Annotated in this window: 16 protein-coding genes; 9 read left to right on the forward strand and 7 right to left on the reverse strand. The window is 73.7% G+C overall.

Features of this window, described 5'->3' with window-relative positions; genetic code table 11:
- Positions 1–116: 116 nt before the first annotated feature.
- Genes ACIGXM_RS18360 through argC form a run of 5 tightly spaced genes read right to left on the reverse strand, consistent with a single transcriptional unit; the run spans position 117 to position 5,155 of the window.
- On the reverse strand, positions 117–662 hold the full coding sequence (locus tag ACIGXM_RS18360) for an arginine repressor (RefSeq protein WP_396562026.1): 546 nt from the start codon (positions 660–662) through the stop codon (positions 117–119).
- 24 nt (positions 663–686) lie between these two features.
- Positions 687–1,976: an acetylornithine transaminase gene (locus ACIGXM_RS18365; RefSeq protein WP_396562028.1), complete on the reverse strand. Its 1,290-nt coding sequence runs from the start codon at positions 1,974–1,976 to the stop codon at positions 687–689.
- On the reverse strand, positions 1,973–2,905 hold the full coding sequence (argB, locus tag ACIGXM_RS18370; protein ID WP_396562030.1) for an acetylglutamate kinase: 933 nt from the start codon (positions 2,903–2,905) through the stop codon (positions 1,973–1,975). The genes ACIGXM_RS18365 and argB overlap by 4 nt, the downstream gene beginning before the upstream one ends.
- 37 nt (positions 2,906–2,942) lie before the next feature.
- A complete protein-coding gene (argJ, locus tag ACIGXM_RS18375) occupies positions 2,943–4,130 on the reverse strand; it encodes a bifunctional glutamate N-acetyltransferase/amino-acid acetyltransferase ArgJ (RefSeq protein ID WP_396562032.1) in 1,188 nt (395 codons plus the stop codon).
- On the reverse strand, positions 4,127–5,155 hold the full coding sequence (gene argC, locus ACIGXM_RS18380; RefSeq protein ID WP_396562034.1) for an N-acetyl-gamma-glutamyl-phosphate reductase: 1,029 nt from the start codon (positions 5,153–5,155) through the stop codon (positions 4,127–4,129). The genes argJ and argC overlap by 4 nt, the downstream gene beginning before the upstream one ends.
- A 311-nt stretch (positions 5,156–5,466) precedes the next feature.
- Here argC and ACIGXM_RS18385 point away from each other — a divergent pair, with 311 nt between their 5' ends.
- From ACIGXM_RS18385 to ACIGXM_RS18405, 5 genes are all read left to right on the forward strand, one after another.
- Complete coding sequence (locus ACIGXM_RS18385) at positions 5,467–5,973, forward strand: SRPBCC family protein (RefSeq protein WP_396562036.1); 507 nt, start codon at positions 5,467–5,469, stop codon at positions 5,971–5,973.
- Between the two features lie 167 nt (positions 5,974–6,140).
- Positions 6,141–7,313, forward strand: coding sequence for a methyltransferase (locus ACIGXM_RS18390; protein ID WP_396562038.1), 1,173 nt, complete (start codon positions 6,141–6,143; stop codon positions 7,311–7,313).
- Positions 7,314–7,439: 126 nt separating this feature from the next.
- Positions 7,440–8,651 (forward strand): serine hydrolase domain-containing protein, encoded by a 1,212-nt coding sequence (locus ACIGXM_RS18395; RefSeq protein WP_396562040.1) that lies wholly within the window; start codon positions 7,440–7,442, stop codon positions 8,649–8,651.
- A 195-nt stretch (positions 8,652–8,846) separates the two neighbouring features.
- The gene (locus ACIGXM_RS18400; protein ID WP_396562042.1) at positions 8,847–9,731 is read left to right on the forward strand and encodes a TIGR03084 family metal-binding protein; all 885 of its coding nucleotides are present in this window, start codon (positions 8,847–8,849) and stop codon (positions 9,729–9,731) included.
- Positions 9,732–10,169: 438 nt separating this feature from the next.
- Positions 10,170–11,366 (forward strand): nitric oxide synthase oxygenase, encoded by a 1,197-nt coding sequence (locus ACIGXM_RS18405; protein ID WP_396562044.1) that lies wholly within the window; start codon positions 10,170–10,172, stop codon positions 11,364–11,366.
- A gap of 4 nt (positions 11,367–11,370) precedes the next feature.
- Here the strand turns inward: ACIGXM_RS18405 and ACIGXM_RS18410 are convergent, their stop codons facing one another.
- Complete coding sequence (locus ACIGXM_RS18410; protein ID WP_396562046.1) at positions 11,371–12,003, reverse strand: TetR/AcrR family transcriptional regulator; 633 nt, start codon at positions 12,001–12,003, stop codon at positions 11,371–11,373.
- Between the two features lie 136 nt (positions 12,004–12,139).
- Here ACIGXM_RS18410 and ACIGXM_RS18415 point away from each other — a divergent pair, with 136 nt between their 5' ends.
- From ACIGXM_RS18415 to ACIGXM_RS18430, 4 genes are all read left to right on the forward strand, one after another.
- Positions 12,140–13,288, forward strand: coding sequence for an acyl-CoA dehydrogenase family protein (locus tag ACIGXM_RS18415; protein ID WP_396562048.1), 1,149 nt, complete (start codon positions 12,140–12,142; stop codon positions 13,286–13,288).
- A gap of 23 nt (positions 13,289–13,311) precedes the next feature.
- On the forward strand, positions 13,312–14,499 hold the full coding sequence (locus ACIGXM_RS18420) for a thiolase family protein (RefSeq protein WP_396562050.1): 1,188 nt from the start codon (positions 13,312–13,314) through the stop codon (positions 14,497–14,499).
- A gap of 10 nt (positions 14,500–14,509) precedes the next feature.
- Entirely contained in the window at positions 14,510–15,268 is a 759-nt protein-coding gene (fabG, locus tag ACIGXM_RS18425) for a 3-oxoacyl-ACP reductase FabG (RefSeq protein WP_396562052.1), read from the forward strand.
- Positions 15,269–15,425: 157 nt separating this feature from the next.
- Positions 15,426–16,259 carry a patatin-like phospholipase family protein gene (locus ACIGXM_RS18430; protein WP_396562054.1) on the forward strand — a complete coding sequence of 278 codons (834 nt, stop codon included), beginning with the start codon at positions 15,426–15,428 and terminating at the stop codon, positions 16,257–16,259.
- Between the two features lie 46 nt (positions 16,260–16,305).
- Here the strand turns inward: ACIGXM_RS18430 and ACIGXM_RS18435 are convergent, their stop codons facing one another.
- Positions 16,306–18,318 carry a hypothetical protein gene (locus ACIGXM_RS18435; protein WP_396562056.1) on the reverse strand — a complete coding sequence of 671 codons (2,013 nt, stop codon included), beginning with the start codon at positions 18,316–18,318 and terminating at the stop codon, positions 16,306–16,308.
- Between the last annotated feature and the right edge of the window lie 161 nt (positions 18,319–18,479).

An 18,479-nucleotide genomic window follows, 5' to 3' on the forward strand; every position in this document is an offset into this window, starting at 1 on the left:
CCCTTCGTTTCGATGCGCACGAAGAGCCGTGGAACGATCCTCGGAGATTGGCCGATTCGCGCCCCTGGACCGGACGGGCGGCGGGTCGCCCGCCGCCCGTCCGCCACGCTCCGCCGTCAGGACTTCGCCTGTGCCAGCTGCATCAGGTGGTCGGCCAGCGCCTGCCCGCCGGCCGGATCACGGCTGATCAGCAGCACCGTGTCGTCACCGGCGATGGTGCCGATGATCTCGTGCACCTCGGCCGTGTCGATCGCCGAGGCGAGGAACTGGGCGGCCCCCGGCGGGGTGCGCAGCACCACCAGATTGCCCGACGCGGTGGCCGAAACCATCAACTCGGCGGCCAACCGGGCCATCCGGCCCTCGCTGGCGGACTCCCCCATCGGCGCGCGCGGGGTGCGGTCGCCGCCCTCGGCCGGGACGGCGTAGATCAGCGCGCCGTCCCGGTTGCGGATCTTGACCGCGCCCAGCTCGTCCAGGTCCCGGGAGAGGGTGGCCTGGGTGACCACCAGACCGTCGTCGGCCAGCAGCTTGGCCAGCTGGCTCTGCGAACGCACGGGCTGACGGGTGAGCAGGTCCACGATCCGCCGGTGGCGCGCGGTGCGGGTCTGCGGGACCTGCGGCGTCGGGCCGGTGGCGGGCTGATCGGTCGGGGGCACGGTCATGGTGATGATTCTCCCGGACCGGCCTCAGGACTGCTCGGCCGGGTCGTCCCGCCGATCGCCTTGCCGGTCGCCTTGCCGGTCGTCCCGGCCGGAGACGGGAACGCTGGCGGCCCGGGCGGCGCGCAGGATCCCCGGCAGCGCGGCCAGGAAGGCGTCCGCCTCACGCTCGGTGAGCACCAACGGCGGGACCAGCCGGACGGCGTCCGGCACCGCGGCGTTGACCAGGAATCCGGCGTCCTGGGCCGCCGCCTGGACGGCCTGGGCGACCGGCTCGGTGAGCACGATGCCGAGCAGCAGGCCGGCCCCGCGCACGTGCGAGACCAGCGGGTCGCCGATCGCCTCGACGCCCTCGCGCAGCCGGGCGCCGAGCTTCTGGACGTGGTCCAGCAGTCCCTCCGCCGCGATGGTGTCGAGCACCGCGAGCGCCGCGGCGGCCACCACCGGGTTGCCGCCGAAGGTGGTGCCGTGCTGGCCGGGCCGCAGCAGCTCGGCGGCCTCGCCGAAGGCGACCGTGGCGCCGATCGGCAACCCGCCGCCGAGGCCCTTGGCGAGGGTGACCACGTCCGGGTCGACGCCGGGCTCGGCCTGGTGGGCGAACCAGTGGCCGGTGCGGCCGATGCCGGTCTGGATCTCGTCCAGGATCAGCAGGGTGCCGGTGGCCCGGGTGATCTCGCGGGCCGCCCGCAGGTAGCCGGCCGGCAGCGGAACGGCGCCGTTCTCGCCCTGGATCGGCTCCAGCACGACGGCGGCGGTCCCGGTGGTCACCGCCGCGCGCAGCGCCTCGACGTCCCCGAACGGCACGTGGCTGACCTCGCCGGGCAGCGGCCGGAACGGCTCCTGCTTGGCCGGCTGACCGGTGAGCGCCAGGGCGCCCATGGTCCGGCCGTGGAAGGCGCCCTCCAGCGCGACCAGGTGGGTCCGGCCGGTCAGCCGGCTGATCTTGAACGCGGCCTCGTTGGCCTCGGCGCCGGAGTTGCTGAAGAAGACCCGGCCCGGGCGGTCGAACAGCGCCAGCAGCCGTTCCGCCAGCCGGACCGTCGGCTCGGCCGTGAACAGGTTGGAGACGTGGCCGAGTTGGGAGATCTGCCGGGTCACCGCCGCGACCACGGCCGGGTGCGCGGTGCCGAGCGCGTTGACCGCGATGCCGCCGACCAGGTCGGTGTAGGCGCGGCCGTCGGCGTCCCACAGGGTGGCGCCGGAGCCGCGGACCAGGGCGAGCCGCGGGGTCCCGTAGGTGTTGGCCAGGGCGTGCGTGAACCGCTCGGTCAGCTCGGCGTTGCCGCTCGTGCCCGTGCTCCGGTCCGTCCCGCTCATGCCAGTCCCCCCAGGACCTCGGTCTCGTCGTCCGGCACGACCATGGTGCCGATGCCCTCGTCGGTGAAGATCTCCAGCAGCAGGCTGTGCTGCACCCGGCCGTCCAGCACCCGGGCGGTGCCCACGCCGGAGCGGACCGCGCGCAGGCAGCCCTCCATCTTCGGCACCATCCCGCTGGAGAGGCTGGGCAGTATGGCGTCCAGCTCGCTCGCGGAGAGCTGACTGATCACGTCGTCGGAGTGCGGCCAGTCCGCGTAGAGGCCCTCGACGTCGGTGAGCACCACCAGCATCTCGGCGTCGAGCGCGACCGCGAGCGCGGCGGCGGCGGTGTCCGCGTTGATGTTGTAGACGTGGCCGTCGGCGCCGCGGGCGATGCTGGAGATCACCGGGATCCGGCCGTCGGCGATCAGCGCCTTCACCGCGCCCGCCTCGATGTTGACGATGTCGCCGACCAGGCCGATGTCCACCGGCTCGCCGTCGACCTCGGCGAAGCGCTTGACCGCGGTCATGGTGTGGGCGTCCTCGCCGGTCAGGCCGACGGCGAACGGGCCGTGCTCGTTGAGCAGGCCGACCAGCTCGCGCTGGACCTGGCCGGCCAGCACCATGCGGACCACGTCCATGGTCTCCGGCGTGGTCACCCGCAGGCCGTTGGTGAACGAGGAGGTCATGCCCAGCTTGTCCAGCTGCGCGCTGATCTGCGGACCGCCGCCGTGGACGACGACCGGGTGCAGGCCGGCGTAGCGCAGGAAGACCACGTCCTGGGCGAAGGCCGCCTTGAGCGACTCGTCGACCATGGCGTTGCCGCCGAACTTGATGACCACGGTCTTGCCGTGGAAGCGCTCCAGCCAGGGCAGCGCCTCGATGAGGGTGAGGGCCTTGGGCAGCGCGGTGTTGTTGCGGGCCTGTTCGCCCTTGGGTGCGATCTGCACGGTGTCGGTTCCCTTGGTTCCCTGGGCCCCACGGGGGTCAGGTGGAGTAGGCGCTGTTCTCGTGCACGTAGTCGGCGGTGAGGTCGTTGGTCCACACCGTGGCGCCCGCCGGGCCGGCGTTCAGCCGGGCGGTGATGACGACCTGGCGGCCGGTCATGTCGACCAGGGCGCGGTCCTCGCCGACCGCGCCGTCGCGGCAGACCCAGACGCCGTTGATCGCCACGTCCAGCCGGTCCGGGTCGAAGGCCGCGTCGGTGGTCCCGATCGCCGCCAACACCCGCCCCCAGTTGGGGTCCTCGCCGTGGATCGCGCACTTGAGCAGGTTGTTGCGGGCGATCACCCGGGCCACCCGCACCGCCTCGTCCTCGGTGGCCGCGTCGGTGACGTCGATCCGGATGTCCTTGCTGGCCCCCTCGGCGTCGCCGATCAACTGCCGGGCGAGGTCCGCGCAGACCTGACCGACCGCGTCCTCGAACTCCGCCGCCCCGGGCGCGAGTCGGCTGGCGCCGGAGGCGAGCAGCAGGACCGTGTCGTTGGTGGACATGCAGCCGTCGGAGTCCACCCGGTCGAAGGTGGTGCGGGTGGCGGCGCGCAGCGTGCGGTCCAACTCCGGTGCCGGCACGGCGGCGTCGGTGGTGAGCACGACCAGCATGGTGGCCAGACCCGGGGCGAGCATGCCCGCGCCCTTGGCCATGCCGCCGACCGTCCAGCCCTGCGGGCTGCGCACCACGGCGGTCTTGTGCACGGTGTCGGTGGTCTTGATGGCGATCGCGGCGGCCTCGCCGCCGGCCTCGGTCAGCGCCTTGACCGCCTGGTCGACCCCGGGCAGCAGCAGGTCCATCGGCAGCCGCTCACCGATCAGGCCGGTCGAGCAGACCGCCACCTCGCCGGCGCCGACGCCGAGCCCGGCGGCGACCCGCTCGGCGGTGACGTGGGTGTCCTGGAACCCCTGCGGGCCGGTGCAGGCGTTGGCACCACCGGAGTTGAGTACCACGGCGGCCAACTCGCCGGTCTTCAGCACCTGCTGGGACCAGAGCACCGGTGCGGCCTTGACCCGGTTGGAGGTGAAGACGCCGGCCGCGGCGAACGACGGGCCGTCGTTGACCACCAGGGCGAGGTCGGGGGTACCGGAGGGCTTGATGCCGGCCGTGATCCCGGCGGCCCGGAAGCCGCGCGCGGCGGTGACTCCGACGCCCTGGGGTCCGCTGTCCTGCTGGCTGGTCACGGTGCGACTCCGTTCACGGGAAGGCCCAGCTCCTCGGGCAGGCCGAGGGCGATGTTCATGCTCTGCACCGCACCACCGGCGGTGCCCTTGACCAGGTTGTCGATCGCGCTGATCGCGACGATCCGCCCGGCGTGCTCGTCCAGCACGACCTGGACCAGCGCCGTGTTGGCGCCGTACACCGACTTGGTCTGCGGCCACTGCCCCTCGGGCAGCAGGTGGACGAACGGCTCGGCGTCGAACGCCTCCGCGTACGCGGCCCGGAGGGTGGCGGCGGTGGTGCCGGGCTTCGCCTTGGCGGAGCAGGTGGCCAGGATGCCGCGCGGCATCGGCACCAGGGTCGGCGTGAACGAGACGGTGACCGGCTCGCCCGCGAGCGGCGAGAGGTTCTGTGACATCTCCGGCGTGTGCCGGTGGCTGCCGCCCACCCCGTACGGGGTGACCGAACCCATCACCTCGCTGCCGAGCAGGTTCGTCCTGGCCGCCTTGCCCGCGCCCGAGGTCCCGCTGGCCGCGACGACCACGGCCTCCGGCTCGGCCAGCCGCGCCGCGTAGGCCGGGAAGAGCGCCAGGCTCACCGCGGTCGGGTAGCACCCGGGGACGGCGATCCGCTTCGCCCCCTTCAGCGCGGCCCGGTGCCCCGGCAGCTCGGGCAGGCCGTAGGGCCAGGTCCCGGCGTGCGTCGAACCGTAGAACCGTTCCCAGTCCGTGGCATCCTGGAGCCGGAAATCCGCCCCGCAGTCGATCACCAGCACGTCCTCGCCGAGCGCCTCGGCCACCGCCGCCGACTGCCCGTGCGGCAGGCCGAGGAAGACGATGTCGTGCCCGGCGAGCGACTCGGCAGTGGTCGGCTCCAGGACCCGGTCCGCGAGCGGCGGCAGGTGCGGCTGCAACTCCCCGAGCCTGACCCCGGCGTTGGACCCGCCGGTCAGCGCACCGATCTCGACCTCGGGATGCCCGAGCAGCAGACGCAGCACCTCGCCACCCGCGTACCCGCTGGCCCCGGCGACGGCGACTCGCAATGCCATGACGTTCCCTCCTTCGGCTTGGCATGAATATACGCACCTTGGAACATTCATGCAAGGACACCTGACCCCATGCCGTGGCGTGGCCGAGCCGTGAGGTGAATCACAGTGGCGGGCTGTCACGGTTCGCCGGTTCGGGGTGTCTCGATGGCGTCCGAGGAGAGGGGCCGGGTGCGGCACCGGGGCGTCGACGCGTCCGAGAGGCCGTCACCTGCGACGGCATGCCCGCGGCACGGTCCCCCGCCGACGGTCGACCCGGAGAAGCCGCACCGTGCCGGCACGGTGCACACACTCGACAGAGGAGCACACCGGCAGTGGAAACCATGACGGTCGAACGCACCATCCACGCCCCGATCGACGAGGTGTTCGCCTGGCTCACCACGACCACCAACTACACGAGCTCGCCCCTGGTACTGCGCTGCCGGCTGACCCGGCACGGCGGGACCGCGCCCTACGGCGTCGGCGCGGTGCGTGACCACCTCTGGCTGATCGGCTGGTTCCGGGAACGCATCACCCACTACGACCCGCCGTACGCCACCGAGTACCTCGTCGAGCGCAGCCTGCCGCCGTCCAGGCACGAACTCGGCCGCATGACGTTCACCGAGGTCGACGGCGGCACCCGGGTCCGCTGGACCACCCGCGCCGAGATCCCCGTCCCGTTGCTCGGCCCCCTCCTCACCCGGCTGCTCGCCCGGCCGATCATCACCCGCACCTTCCGCAACATCCTCGACGCCGCCGAAACCGCTCTGGTCCGACACCCCCGGCCGGAGTCGAGCGGGCCGACCGCGCAGGCGCCGGTCCGCGGACCCGAGCCCCGCTGACCGCCCCAACGGGGTGGCGCCGGCGGGCACCCGGCCTCGGGCGGGGAGGCGGCCGCGGCGCTCGCCGGCCGGCTCGGGCGCTCAGCGCACGCCCGGGCAGCCCGGCGGCCCCGGTGGGCCGCACGGATTGCCGGGCGTGGCGCGGGCTCGGCTAGCCTGAGGGCACGATGAACCGCTTCACCACGCCCTGGGGCGCACTCGACCTGACCCGCTTCCCCGAGGACCCCCGGGACCGGCTGCGCGCCTGGGACGCCGCCGACGAGTACCTGCTGCGGCGGCTGGCGGGTGAACCGAGCGGGACTGCGGGGGAGGTCGAACCGGCCGACCTTTCGGGGTGCGTGGTCGTGCTGGGCGACCGGTGGGGCGCGCTGACCACCGCGCTCGCCGCGCACCGTCCGGTCCAGATCTCCGACTCCTTCCTCACCCGGCAGGCCACCCGGGCCAACCTGGCCCGCAACGGCGCGGATCCGGACGCGGTGGAGCTGCGGTCCACCCGGGACGCGCCGCCGGAGCGGATCGACGTGCTGCTGGTCCGGATCCCGAAGAGCCTGGCGCTGCTGGAGGACCAGTTGCACCGGCTGGCCCCCGCCGTCCACCCCGGCACCCTGGTGGTCGGCACCGGGATGACCACCGAGATCCACACCTCGACGCTGCGGCTCTTCGAGCGGATCCTCGGCCCGACCCGCACCTCGCTGGCGGTGCGCAAGGCGCGACTGGTCTTCTGCGCTCCGGACCCGGATCTCGCCCCGGCCGCCAGCCCGTGGCCGCTGCGCTACGCGCTGCCGGACGGTCTCGGGGTCGCGTCCGGCCTGACCGTGACCAACCACGCCGGGGTGTTCTGCGCCGAGCGCCTGGACATCGGGACCCGGTTCTTCCTCGGCCACCTGCCACAGCGGCCCGGCCCGGCCCGGATCGTCGACCTGGGCTGCGGCAACGGGGTGTTGGGCACCGCCGCCGCGCTGGCCAGCCCGGGCGCCGAGCTGGTCTTCGTCGACGAGTCGTACCAGGCGGTGGCCTCGGCCGAGGAGACCTTCCGGGCCAACACCGACCCGACGGCCCGCGCGGAGTTCCTGGTGGGCGACGGCATGGCGGCGGTCCCGGCCGGCTCGGTGGACCTGGTGCTCAACAACCCGCCGTTCCACAGCCACCGGGCGACCACCGACGCGACGGCCTGGCGGATGTTCACCGGCTCGCGGCGGGCGCTGCGGCCCGGCGGCGAGCTGTGGGTGATCGGCAACCGGCACCTCGGCTACCACGTCAAGCTCCGGCGGCTGTTCGGCAACTGCGCGGTGGTGGCGAGCGATCCGAAGTTCGTGCTGCTGCGGGCCGTCAGGACCTGAGGCCGTCGCCGACCGCGACGTCCCGGCGTGCGCCCGGCCTGAGCGGGATTGTCGGACCTCCCTGGCAGGATGACCACGGGCCGTCGAGTGACGGTCCGTCATCAGCTACGGGCGAGGAGTGGTGGCATGGGCGACGGAGGGTTCTCGGCGGCCAGGGTCCGCCGGCTGCGCGGCGCGCTGGCCGGCCATGTCGACAGCGGCGCGGTGCCCGGCCTGGTGGCCCTGATCGACCGGCGCGGCGAGGTGCACGCGGAGGCGCTCGGCGCGCGTTCCCAGGGCGGGCCGCCGATCGGCCAGGACACCATCTTCCGGATCGCCTCGCTGAGCAAGCCGATCACCGCCGTCGCGGCGCTGATCCTGGTCGAGGAGTGCCGGCTACGGCTGGACGAACCGGTCGACCGGCTGCTGCCGGAGCTGGCCGACCGCCGGGTGCTGCGACGTCCCGACGGGCCGGTCGACGACACCGTGCCCGCCGGGCGTCCGATCACCGTCCGTGATCTCCTCACCTTCCGGATGGGCTTCGGCATCCTGATGCAGCCACCCGGCAGCTGGCCGATCCAGCGCGCCGCGGACGAGCTGGCACTCGGCCAGGGCATGCCGCACCCGGCCCTTCCACCGGAGCCGGACGAGTGGATCCGCCGGCTGGGCAGCCTGCCGCTGATCCACCAGCCGGGTGAGCGCTGGCTCTACCACACCGGCTCCGACGTGCTCGGCGTGCTGATCGCACGGGCCGCCGGCCAGCCCTTCGAGGACTTCCTGCGGGAGCGGATCTTCGAGCCGCTGGGCATGGCGGACACCGGCTTCTCGGTGGACGAGGAGCAGCTGCACCGGCTGGCGACCAGCTACTGGACCCCCGACCCGGCCAGCGACACGCTGCAGGTCTACGACGAGGCGGACGGCGGCGAGTGGAGCCGGCCACCGGCGTTCCCCTCCGGTGGCGGGGGCCTGGTCTCCACCGCCGACGACCTGCTCGCCTTCGGTCGGATGCTGCGCGGCCTCGGCCGGTACGACGGCGGGCGGCTGCTCTCCCGGCCCACCGTGGAGACCATGGTCACCGACCAGCTGACGGATGGCCAGAAGGCGCTCTCCGTGATCTCCCCGGGGTTCTTCGAGAGCCACGGGTGGGGCTTCGGGGTGGCCGTCACCACCCGGCGAACCACCCCGGTGGAACCGGTCGGCTGCTACGGGTGGGACGGCGGCCTGGGCACCACCTGGCGGGTCGACCCGCGCGAGGAGCTGGTCACCGTCCTGCTGACCCAGCGGGCCTTCACCTCCCCGGTGCCGCCACCGGTCTGTCAGGACTTCTGGACGGCGACGTACCAGGCGATCGACGACTGAGCCCCCGCCCCGGGGCAGCGGTTCAGCAGCGGGTTCGCGTCGCCGTACGCGTGCCGGAGGCAGGAGTGGCGCGGCGCCCCGGCGTGGCAGCGGACCCGGCAGCAGCGGGCCGGGGGCTCGGGATCGGGGGCTCGCGGCCGCCGTCGTCGGCGAGGCGGTCTGGCGCGCCGCGCCCGGTGGGGTCAGAGTGTCGGAATGCAGACTCCGTCCTCCGCCGTGGATGTCCCCGACCGGGCCGGGTTGCTGGCCGACCTGATCGCCGAGGGGGACGAACTGGACGGCCTGGTGGCCGAGTTGGATTCCTCCGGCTGGGCCACGCCAACTCCCGCGCCGGGCTGGACGATTGCCCACCAGATCGCCCATCTGGCCTGGACCGACACGTGGTCGCTGCGCGCGGTGCGCGATCCGGCGGGGTTCCCCGCCGCCGCCCGAGCCTCGTTCACGGGCGCGGAACCCGGGTCGGGCGACGGAATCGAGCTGGGCGGGGCGGTGGACCTGGGCGCCGAGGCCGGCGCCCGGCGGCCGCACCCCGAGCTGCTGGCCGGCTGGCGCGCCGGTCGGGCCGAGCTGGCGCGGGCGTTGGCCCGGACCGCGCCGGACACCCGACTGCCCTGGATGGGGCCGCCGATGAAGCCGGCCTCGATGGCCACCGCCCGGATCATGGAGACCTGGGCGCACGGACAGGACGTCGCGGACGCGCTCGGCGTGGTCCGCTCCCCCACCGCACGGCTCCGGCACATCGCCCATCTGGGGGTGCGCACCCGGGGGTTCGCCTTCACGGTGCACGGGCTGGCCGCGCCGGCCGAGCCGGTCCGCGTGGAACTCACCGGCCCAGCTGGCGAGTCGTGGAGCTGGGGGCCGGCCGGGGCAGCCGACCGGATCACCGGGCCGGCGCTGGACTTCTGCCTGCTGGTCACCCGGCGCCGTCACCACGCCGACCTGGCCGTGACCCCCGAGGGCCCGGTGGCGACGGCCTGGCTGCCGATCGCGCAGGCCTTCGCCGGCCCACCGGGAGCGGGCCGGGCCCGTCGCGGCCAACGCCCGTCCGGACTCGATCCCCTGGCACCGCGAGTTCGTTGAGCAGCAGGCGGAGGGCCGGCTCGAAGCCGCGCTCGCCCGCCCCGACCCGGCGGCCCTGGTCTCCAGCAAGGACCTCGACCCGGTGACCAGCTCGTTCGGCGACTGGTCGGCCAGGCCCTTCGTGGCCGTGGTGCCGGTCAGCTCCACCGCCTGCCCGATGGCCTCGCAGGGCGGCGCGGCACGCGGGCTCCACTCGCTGGTCCGGGACGGGGTGTTCCCGTTCTCCACGCGGGTGCGGCGGGTCAACAAGCACCGGGCCCCGATCGCCGGCGCTCGACACCTCGGCACCGCCGAACCCACTAATATGGCATGCGCATCACAAGATCTTCCAATGAACCGCCAGAGTAGCGCGCGACGGGGTGACTTTGTGCGAATTCGGGCTGATTATGGCCCACCACCAACACCTCCCGGTATCCATGGGGCGGAAAGGATGCACACTTGATCTTCAGCCGGATACGCCCCCGCAGACCGGAACCCGCCCCCGGGTGCCCGCTCGGCCACGGCGGCCCGTTCCCCGCCGCACCCACCGCCCCGGAGCCCCCCGCCGGGGAGTTCACCGACCCCGAGGCGGCCGAGGCCTTCGTCCGCCAGTTCCACGCCGATCAACCCACCGGCGGGGACGTGGAAGTGCGGGTCGGCCAGGTGATCGATGAGATCGCCCGGACCGGCACCTACCGGCACACCCCCGAGGAACTCGCCTACGGCGCCCGGGTGGCCTGGCGCAACTCCGCGCGCTGCATCGGCCGGCTGTACTGGCGCAGCCTGGTGGTCCGCGACCGCCGCGAGGCCGGCTCGGCGGACGAGATGGCCGATGAGTGCTTCGAGCACCTGCGGATCGCCACCAACGGCGGCCGGATCCGCCCGGTGATCACGGTCTTCGCCCCGGACCGCCCGGGCCGTCCGGCCACCCGGATCGTCAACCAACAGCTGGTCCGCTACGCCGGCTACCGGCGGCCGGACGGCGGTTGGACCGGTGATCCGGCCGGCGGTCAACTCGCCAGCCGGGCCAGGGACCTGGGCTGGAAGTCGGCCGAGGGCCGGTTCGACGTCCTGCCGCTGCTGATCCAGGAGCGCCCCGGCGAGCGACCGCACTGGTACGAGGTGCCGGACGACGCGACCCTGGAGGTGCCGCTCTCGCACCCCGACCACCGCTGGTTCGCCGGGCTGGGCCTGCGCTGGTACGCGGTGCCGGCGATCAGTGACATGACCCTGGAGATCGGCGGCATCCACTACCCCGCCGCGCCGTTCAACGGCTGGTACATGGGCACCGAGGTCGGCTCCCGCAACCTCGCCGACGCCGACCGCTACGACCTGCTGGCCGAACTGGCCGAGCGGCTCGACCTGGACACCTCCAGCGAACGCACGCTCTGGCGGGACCGCACGCTGGTCGAGCTCAACCGTGCCGTGCTGCACTCCTTCGAGCTGGCCGGCGTGACCATGGCCGACCACCACACCGAGTCGGAGCGGTTCCTCAAGCACATCGCCCAGGAGCAGCGGCTGGGCCGGCCGACCCCGGCCGACTGGAGCTGGATCGTGCCGCCGCTCTCCGGCGGGGCGACGGCGGTCTTCCACCGCTACTACGACCCGGTGGACCCGGCGCTGCGCCCGGCGTTCACGGCCCGCGCACCCTGGTGACCGCTCAGCGCGCGAGCCGGGCGAACCGCAGCTCCAGCCCGTCCAGCAAGGCCTCCAGCCCGGTCTCGAAGGCCCCCTCGTCGACCGCGCGCCGGTGCTCGGCCAGCCGGTGCGCCTCGCCGAGGTGCGGGTACTCGGTCGCGTAGAGCTGGGCGTCCTCCGGGAACCCGGCGGCGAACGAGCCGAGCGCCGAGCCGGTGACGAAGTAGCGCATCAGCGCGCCGATCCGGGTCGCCTGGCCGCGCGGCCAGCCGGCCCGCACCAGGCAGCCGAAGACCGCGTCGGCCAGCCGCAACGCGTTCGGCCGCCGGCCCGGCCCCTGCGCCAGTACCGGCACGATGTGCGGGTGCGCGGCGAGCGCCGCCCGGTACGAGCGGGCCCAGTCGTGCAGCGCGGCGCGCCAGGGCGCGCCGGTGTCGAACATGCCCAGCTCCACCTCGCCCATCACGCTGTCCACCACCGCGTCCAGCAGCTCGTCCTTGGTGGCGAAGTGGTTGTACAGGGACGGTCCGCTGACCGACAGCTCGGTGGCCAGCCGGCGGGTGGAGAGCGCGTCCAGGCCCTCGGCGTCCACCAGGGCCAGCGCGGCGGCGACGATCCGCTCGCGACTGAGCAGCGGTGTGCGGGGCCGGGCCATGACGCTCTCCTCCGATCGGGTGACTGGACCGGCATTCTCGCAGCCGGCTCCTCCCGGCCGGCCGCCTCTTCCCAGAATGGCGTCGGCGGGCTAGAGTCCAAAAAAACTTGCACCGCTAGTTTAAGGGGTCGAGACCATGGATCTGGAGCTGTCCGAGGAACAGGCGGCCGTCCGCGCGCTGGCCGCCGAGTTCACCGACCGCGAGATCCTGCCCTTCGCCGCCGAGTGGGACCGTGCCGAGTCGGTGGACCGGGCGATCGTCGGCAAGCTGGGCAAGCTCGGCTTCCTCGGCCTGACCATCCCCGAGGAGTACGGCGGCAGCGGCGGCGACCACCTGGCGTACTGCCTGGTCCTGGAGGAGCTGGGCCGTGGCGACTCGGCGGTGCGCGGCATCGTCTCGGTCTCGCTCGGCCTGGTGGCCAAGTCGATCAACAGCTACGGCAGCGAGGAGCAGAAGCGGCACTGGCTGCCCCGGCTGACCTCCGGCGAGGCGCTCGGCTGCTTCGCCCTCACCGAGCCCGGCACCGGCTCGGACGCGGCCAACCTCGCCACCCGCGCGGTGCGCGACGGCGCCGGTTGGACGCTCAGCGGCAGCAAGACGTTCATCACCAACGGCACCTGGGCCGAGGTCGCGCTGGTCTTCGCCCGCACCGGCGGCCCCGGCCACCAGGGCGTCACCGCCTTCCTGGTGCCCACCGCCACCCCCGGCCTGGAGCGCCGGGAGATCCACGGCAAGCTCGGACTGCGCGGCCAGGCCACCGCCGAGCTGGTGCTGGACGGCGTACGGGTGCCGGACAGCGCCCGGCTCGGCCCGGAGGGCAAGGGCTTCACGGTGGCGATGGCCGCGCTCGCCAAGGGCCGGATGTCGGTCGCGGCCGGCTGCGTCGGCATCGCCCAGGCCTGCCTGGACGCCGCCGTCCGCTACAGCACCGAGCGCGACCAGTTCGGCAAGCCGATCGCCTCCTACCAGCTGGTACAGGAGCTGCTCTCGGACATCGCGGTGGACCTGGCCGCCGCCCGGCTGCTCACCTGGCGGGTCGCCGACCACATCGAGCGCGGGCTGCCGTTCGCCGCCGAGTCCTCGATGGCCAAGCTGTTCGCCAGCGAGGCGGCCGTCAGGGCGGCCAACAACGCGCTGCAGGTCTTCGGCGGCTACGGCTTCATCGACGAGTACCCGGTCGGCAAGCTGCTGCGCGACGCCCGGGTGATGACCCTCTACGAGGGCACCACACAGATACAGAAACTGCTGATCGGCCGGTCCCTCACCGGCATCAACGCCTTCTGACCTCCCGGATCTGGAGCAACGCCGTGCGTCCTGTCTACTTCGCCGCCGCCCGCCGCACCCCGATCGGCCGGCTGCGCGGCGCCCTCGCCACCGTCCGTCCCGACGACCTGTCGGCCGCCGTGCTGCGCGGTCTGCTGGCCGACGTGCCCGCCCTCGATCCGGCCCGGATCGACGACGTCTACTGGGGCGCCGCCAACCAGGCCGGTGAGGACAACCGCAACGCCGCCCGGATGGCCGTGCTGCTGGCCGGCCTGCCGGAGACCGTCCCCGGCGCCACCGTCAACCGGCTCTGCGCCTCCGGCCTGGAGGCGGTGACCACCGCCGCCCGGGCGATCGGCTCCGGTGAGGCGGAGATCGTGGTGGCCGGCGGCTGCGAGTCGATGTCCCGCGCACCGTTCGTGCTGCCCCGCCCGGACGAGGCGCTGCCGCACAAGCTGGAGACCTTCGACACCCGGCTCGGCTGGCGGCTGACCAACCCCCTGATGACCGAGCTACACGGCGTGCTCAGCATGGGCGAGACCGCCGAGGAGGTCGCCACCCGCTACCGGATCGACCGTGACCGGCAGGACGCCTTCGCACTGCGCAGCCACCAGCGGGCCGCCGCCGCCCGCAAGGACGGCCACTTCGACGCCGAGCTGCTGCCGGTGCTGCGCCCGGACGGGGTGAGCGTCGGCGCGGACGAGGGCATCCGCGAGGACAGCACGCTGGAGCGACTCGGCAGGCTGAAGCCGGTCTTCCGGGACGGTGGCACGGTGACGGCGGGCAACTCCTCGCCGCTCAACGACGGCGCGGCCGCGCTGCTGCTGGTCAGCGAGGCGGCGCTGAACGAGCTGGGTCTGGAGCCGCTCGGCCGGTACGCGGCCGGTGCCTCGGCCGGGGTCCACCCGGACGTGATGGGCATCGGCCCGGTGCCGGCCACCCGCAAGGTGCTGGCCCGGCTGGGCTGGAGCGTGGCCGACATCGAGGAGGCCGAGTTCAACGAGGCCTTCGCCGCCCAGGCGTTGGCCTGCCTGGACCAGCTGGGCTTCGACCCGGAGCTGGTCAACCCGTCCGGCGGCGCGATCGCGCTGGGCCACCCGCTGGGCTGCTCCGGCGCCCGGATCCTGACCACCCTGCTGCACCGGATGCGCCGCACCGGCGCCCGGCGCGGCCTGGCCACCATGTGCGTCGGTGTCGGCCAGGGCACCGCCGTACTCGTCGAGAACAGCTGAGGGAGCCACCGTGACACGATTCACCGGAAAGATCGCCATCGTCACCGGCGCCGGGCAGGGCATCGGCGCGGCCACCGCCCGCCTGCTGGCCGAGCAGGGCGCCGCGGTCGCCGTCATCGACCTGACGCCGGAGCGGGCGAAGGCCACCGTCGACGCCATCCTCGAGCAGGGCGGCACCGCCCGGGGCTACGGCTGCGACGTCTCCGACTACGACGCGGTGGCGGCCGTCTTCGCCACCGTGGTCGAGGAGTTGGGCGGTCTGCACATCCTGGTCAACAACGCCGGGATCACCCGGGACAACCTGTTCTTCAAGATGCCCAGGGCGGACTGGGACGCCGTCCTGTCGGTCAACCTGACCAGCGCCTACAACTGCAGCCACGTGGCGCAGAAGTACCTGGTGGCGCAGAAGTACGGCAAGATCGTCTCGCTCAGCTCGCGCTCCGCGCTGGGCAACCGGGGGCAGGCCAACTACGCCGCCGCGAAGGCCGGGATCCAGGGGCTGACCGCCACTCTGGCGATCGAGCTGGGGCCGTTCAACATCAACGTCAACGCGGTGGCGCCCGGTTACGTCGTCACCTCGATGACCGAGGCCACCGCGGCCCGGGTCGGTGCCACGCCGGAGGAGCACCAGGCCGAGGTGGCCGCCCGTACCCCGCTGCGGCGGCCCGGCCACCCGGAGGAGATCGCGTCGGTGGTGGCCTTCCTGGCGAGCGAGGAGGCCTCCTACGTCAGCGGCCAGACCCTCTACGTGAACGGCGGCGCGCGCTGACCGGTGGACGGCCCGGTGGACCGTTCGGCGGATCCCGCGCCTGATCTCCGTCAGCCGTTCGGTTGATCTCCGGGTTCCGCCCGGCTGGACGGGAATCGATCACGCCTGAGCCGTGCTGTGAGCGGCGGAACGCCGTTGAACACGTGAGGGGAACGTCATGGCAGTGGAGCGCGCGCTGGTGCTGGGCGGCGGTGGCCTGGCCGGGGCCGCCTGGGAGACCGGGGTGTTGGCGGGGCTGGCCGAGCGGGGGGTGGACATCACCGGGGCGGACCGCCTGGTCGGCACCTCGGCCGGCTCGGTGGTCGCCGCCCAGCTGGGCAGCGGGCTGGAGTTGGCCGAGCTGTTCCGACGGCAGGCCGATCCGTCCTGGCAGAACGCCGAGTTGGACCCGTCCGGGCTCACTGTCCCCGAACTGCTGGAAATCTGGGCGAAGTTGGCGGCAAATGCCACCGATCCGTCGGAACTCCGCCGCCAGCTCGGCGAGTTGGCATTGAGCGTCGAGACGGTGAGCGAGCGGGCCCGGTTCGAGGTGATCGAGGGCCGGCTGCCCGTGCACAGCTGGCCCGAGCGCCGGATCACCCTGGTCGCGGTGGACACCCGCAGTGGCGAGAGGCGGCTCTTCGACCGGCGGTCCGGGGTCGGGTTGGTGGACGCGGTGGCCGCGAGCTGCGCCGTGCCGGGAATCTGGCCGCCGGTCACCATCGGGGGCGCGCGCTACATGGACGGCGGCGTCCACTCCAACGCCAACGCGGACCTGGCGGCGGGCGCCGATCGGGTGCTGGTGTTGGCCCCGCTGTCCGACCCGGCGCTGGAGGAGCAGACAACCCTGCTGGCCGGGTCGGCCCGGGTCGAGACGATCGTGCCGGACGAGGCCTCGGCCGCCGCGTTCGGCGGCGACCCGCTGGATCCGGCCTCCCGGACCCCCTCCGCGCACACGGGCTTCGCCCAGGGGCAGCGGGTGGCGGAGGTGGTCCGGGAGCTGTGGTCGTAGGGCCGGACCCGGGTGAGGTCCGGGTCGGCCCGGGACCAGTCCTGGGTCAGTGCGTCCAGTGCGGGCGCAGGGTGACGCTGAGGATGGTCCGGTACTCGGCCGGCTCCGCCGCCGGGACGGTGAACGGCGCGCTCGGGTCGGTGCCGTAGACCGAGCCGGTGCCGGGCAGCGGCTTGGGCGTGGAGTAGCCGGCGAAGACCATGGTCAACGTGCCGTTGTCGTTCCGCACCACGGTCGGGTCGTAGACCCGACCGGAGTAGTAGCCGCTGACGTCCAGCGCGCCACCGCCGGCCGCCTGCTCGGTCAGCGCGGAGAAGGTGTAGTCGGTGCCGATCAGCTTCTGCGGGGCCGACCAGCGCTCGCCGTCCCGGGAGGAGGAGTAGAAGATCTGGTTGAAGGCGTCACTGTCACCGTCCGAGGCGTACGCGCCGGAGAGGAAGAGGCCGTAGCTGCCGTCCGGGTTGGTCACCACGGTGCCGCGCGAGCCGATCCAGCGCAGCACGCTGTCGCTGTTGCCGGCCGGGTCGTTGAGGCCGGCGACCTGACCGAGATCGGTGAAGTGCAGGCCGTCGTAGGTGTAGGCGGCGCGGACCACGGTGTAGTCCTCGTTGTTGCCGAAGAGCGACTTCGGCTTGTCCTTGCCCTCGCCGGTCTGTGCGAGCCGCGAGTACGGCACCACGGCGGCGCCGGGCGCGCCGACGCTGCTGCCCTTGGCCACCGTGCCGGTTCCGCCGGTGCAGCCGGTCAGCTGGGTGGCGTCGGCGCCGGTGCAGGTCACCTGGACGATGCCGGCCGCGGTGCCCAGGCTGACGGTGACCGGGCCGCCGGTCGGCCGGAGCGCGGAGCTGTCCGCGACCGGCAGGGTGGCGGTCGGCAGGGTGACCGCGGCCGTGGTGGTGGTCGGCGTGTAGTAGTTGACGATCTTCTCGGTGTAGAGCACCGGGACGCTGCCCTTGGGCGCGCCCGGGTAGTGCGGCAGGGTGCTGATGATGCCGTCCGGGGCGATCAGGCCGGAGGTCTGCTGGGCGGTCGGCGGGATCACCGCGTCGGCCTTGACCGCGTCGCCGGCGGCGATGGTCACCCCGCCGGACGTGCGGGTGGTGCAGCCGGTGAACGCGGTCGTGGTGGCGGCGTCGTCGTTGCAGTCCACCGTGGTGCCGTCGACCGTGAAGTGGCCCGGCTGCTCGAAGTCGGCCGTGCTGCCGACCGCGATGGTGACGCCCGCGCCGCCGGGGCCGGCCGGGACGGTGACCGGCGCGGTCGCGGTGGTGGCGCCACCCTCGCCGACCGGCTCGGCGGCGGGCAGGCCGGCCAGCGGGTCGCCGCCCTCGGGTGCGAGCCGGTGGACGATCAGGTTGACGCCCAGCGCGTCGCCCGAGGGGCGGGAGAGCGTGTAGAGGAACCGGCCGCTCCGGCCACCGCCCGCGGCGTCCGGCACGGTGAGCACGAAGGCGTGACCCTGGCCGTCGTCGTTGGTGTTGCCGTTCGGACAGAGCCCGGCGTTCTGCTCCAGTGCCTCACCGGTGTAGCGCCAGGTGCGGCCGTGGTCGGTGGAGGTGGCCGAGACCACCGCCTCGTCCCCGTCCTTGGGGCGGTAGTCGAACAGGCCGGTGAGAGTGGCGCCACCGTCCTGGCTGGTGACGAACGGGAAGTAGTACGGCTGCATGGGCAGCGTGCTGCCCTTCGGCTGGCGCAGCACGCTGCCGGTCTCCGGAGTGGGGCCGCCACTGGAGCAGTAGCCGGTCAGCGGGCCGGGGCTGCCGGTGACACCGCTGGCGGCCGGGACCGCGCCGGAGCCCGCCGGGTCCACGGCCAGGTTCGGGTAGGTCACCCCGCCGACCGTCACCGTGGCGCCCAGGGTGGGGTCGCCCTGGGCGAGCGTCCAGGGGCCGCCCTCGACCTTGTCGACGACCGGGGTGCCGACGGTGTAGCCGATGGCGCCGTGCCGGTGGTGCGGGCGGTCCGGACCGGCGGCGAGGGCGGGGTCGGCGGTCGCGGTGAGGGCGGCCAGTGCGGTGACACCGATGGCGGCTGCGGTCGCTAGGCGGCGACGGGGCATCGTTGCTTCCTTCCGGGAGTTCCCGATGGCGTCCGCACGGGGGGAGCCGCGCGGTCGGTCGAGATCCTGGCCGCTGCCGGCGGCGGGCGGGGGCGGGTCCGGGATTGTTCACCGACCGTTCGTCACCGCGTCTTCGGAGCCGATCGGAGCATCGTGGACCC

The organism is Kitasatospora sp. NPDC052896 (genome assembly GCF_044547075.1).
Classification (GTDB): Bacteria; Actinomycetota; Actinomycetes; order Streptomycetales; family Streptomycetaceae; genus Kitasatospora.

Bases quoted from the DNA above. Each gene is read 5' to 3' on its own strand.
- ACIGXM_RS18360 (WP_396562026.1), bottom strand. From the start codon at position 662: ATGACCGTGCCCCCGACCGATCAGCCCGCCACCGGCCCGACGCCGCAG.
- ACIGXM_RS18365 (WP_396562028.1), bottom strand. From the start codon at position 1,976: ATGAGCGGGACGGACCGGAGCACGGGCACGAGCGGCAACGCCGAGCTG.
- argC (WP_396562034.1), bottom strand. From the start codon at position 5,155: ATGGCATTGCGAGTCGCCGTCGCCGGGGCCAGCGGGTACGCGGGTGGC.
- ACIGXM_RS18390 (WP_396562038.1), top strand. From the start codon at position 6,141: ATGAACCGCTTCACCACGCCCTGGGGCGCACTCGACCTGACCCGCTTC.
- ACIGXM_RS18395 (WP_396562040.1), top strand. From the start codon at position 7,440: ATGGGCGACGGAGGGTTCTCGGCGGCCAGGGTCCGCCGGCTGCGCGGC.
- ACIGXM_RS18400 (WP_396562042.1), top strand. From the start codon at position 8,847: ATGCAGACTCCGTCCTCCGCCGTGGATGTCCCCGACCGGGCCGGGTTG.
- ACIGXM_RS18410 (WP_396562046.1), bottom strand. From the start codon at position 12,003: ATGGCCCGGCCCCGCACACCGCTGCTCAGTCGCGAGCGGATCGTCGCC.
- ACIGXM_RS18415 (WP_396562048.1), top strand. From the start codon at position 12,140: ATGGATCTGGAGCTGTCCGAGGAACAGGCGGCCGTCCGCGCGCTGGCC.
- ACIGXM_RS18430 (WP_396562054.1), top strand. From the start codon at position 15,426: ATGGCAGTGGAGCGCGCGCTGGTGCTGGGCGGCGGTGGCCTGGCCGGG.
- ACIGXM_RS18435 (WP_396562056.1), bottom strand. From the start codon at position 18,318: ATGCCCCGTCGCCGCCTAGCGACCGCAGCCGCCATCGGTGTCACCGCA.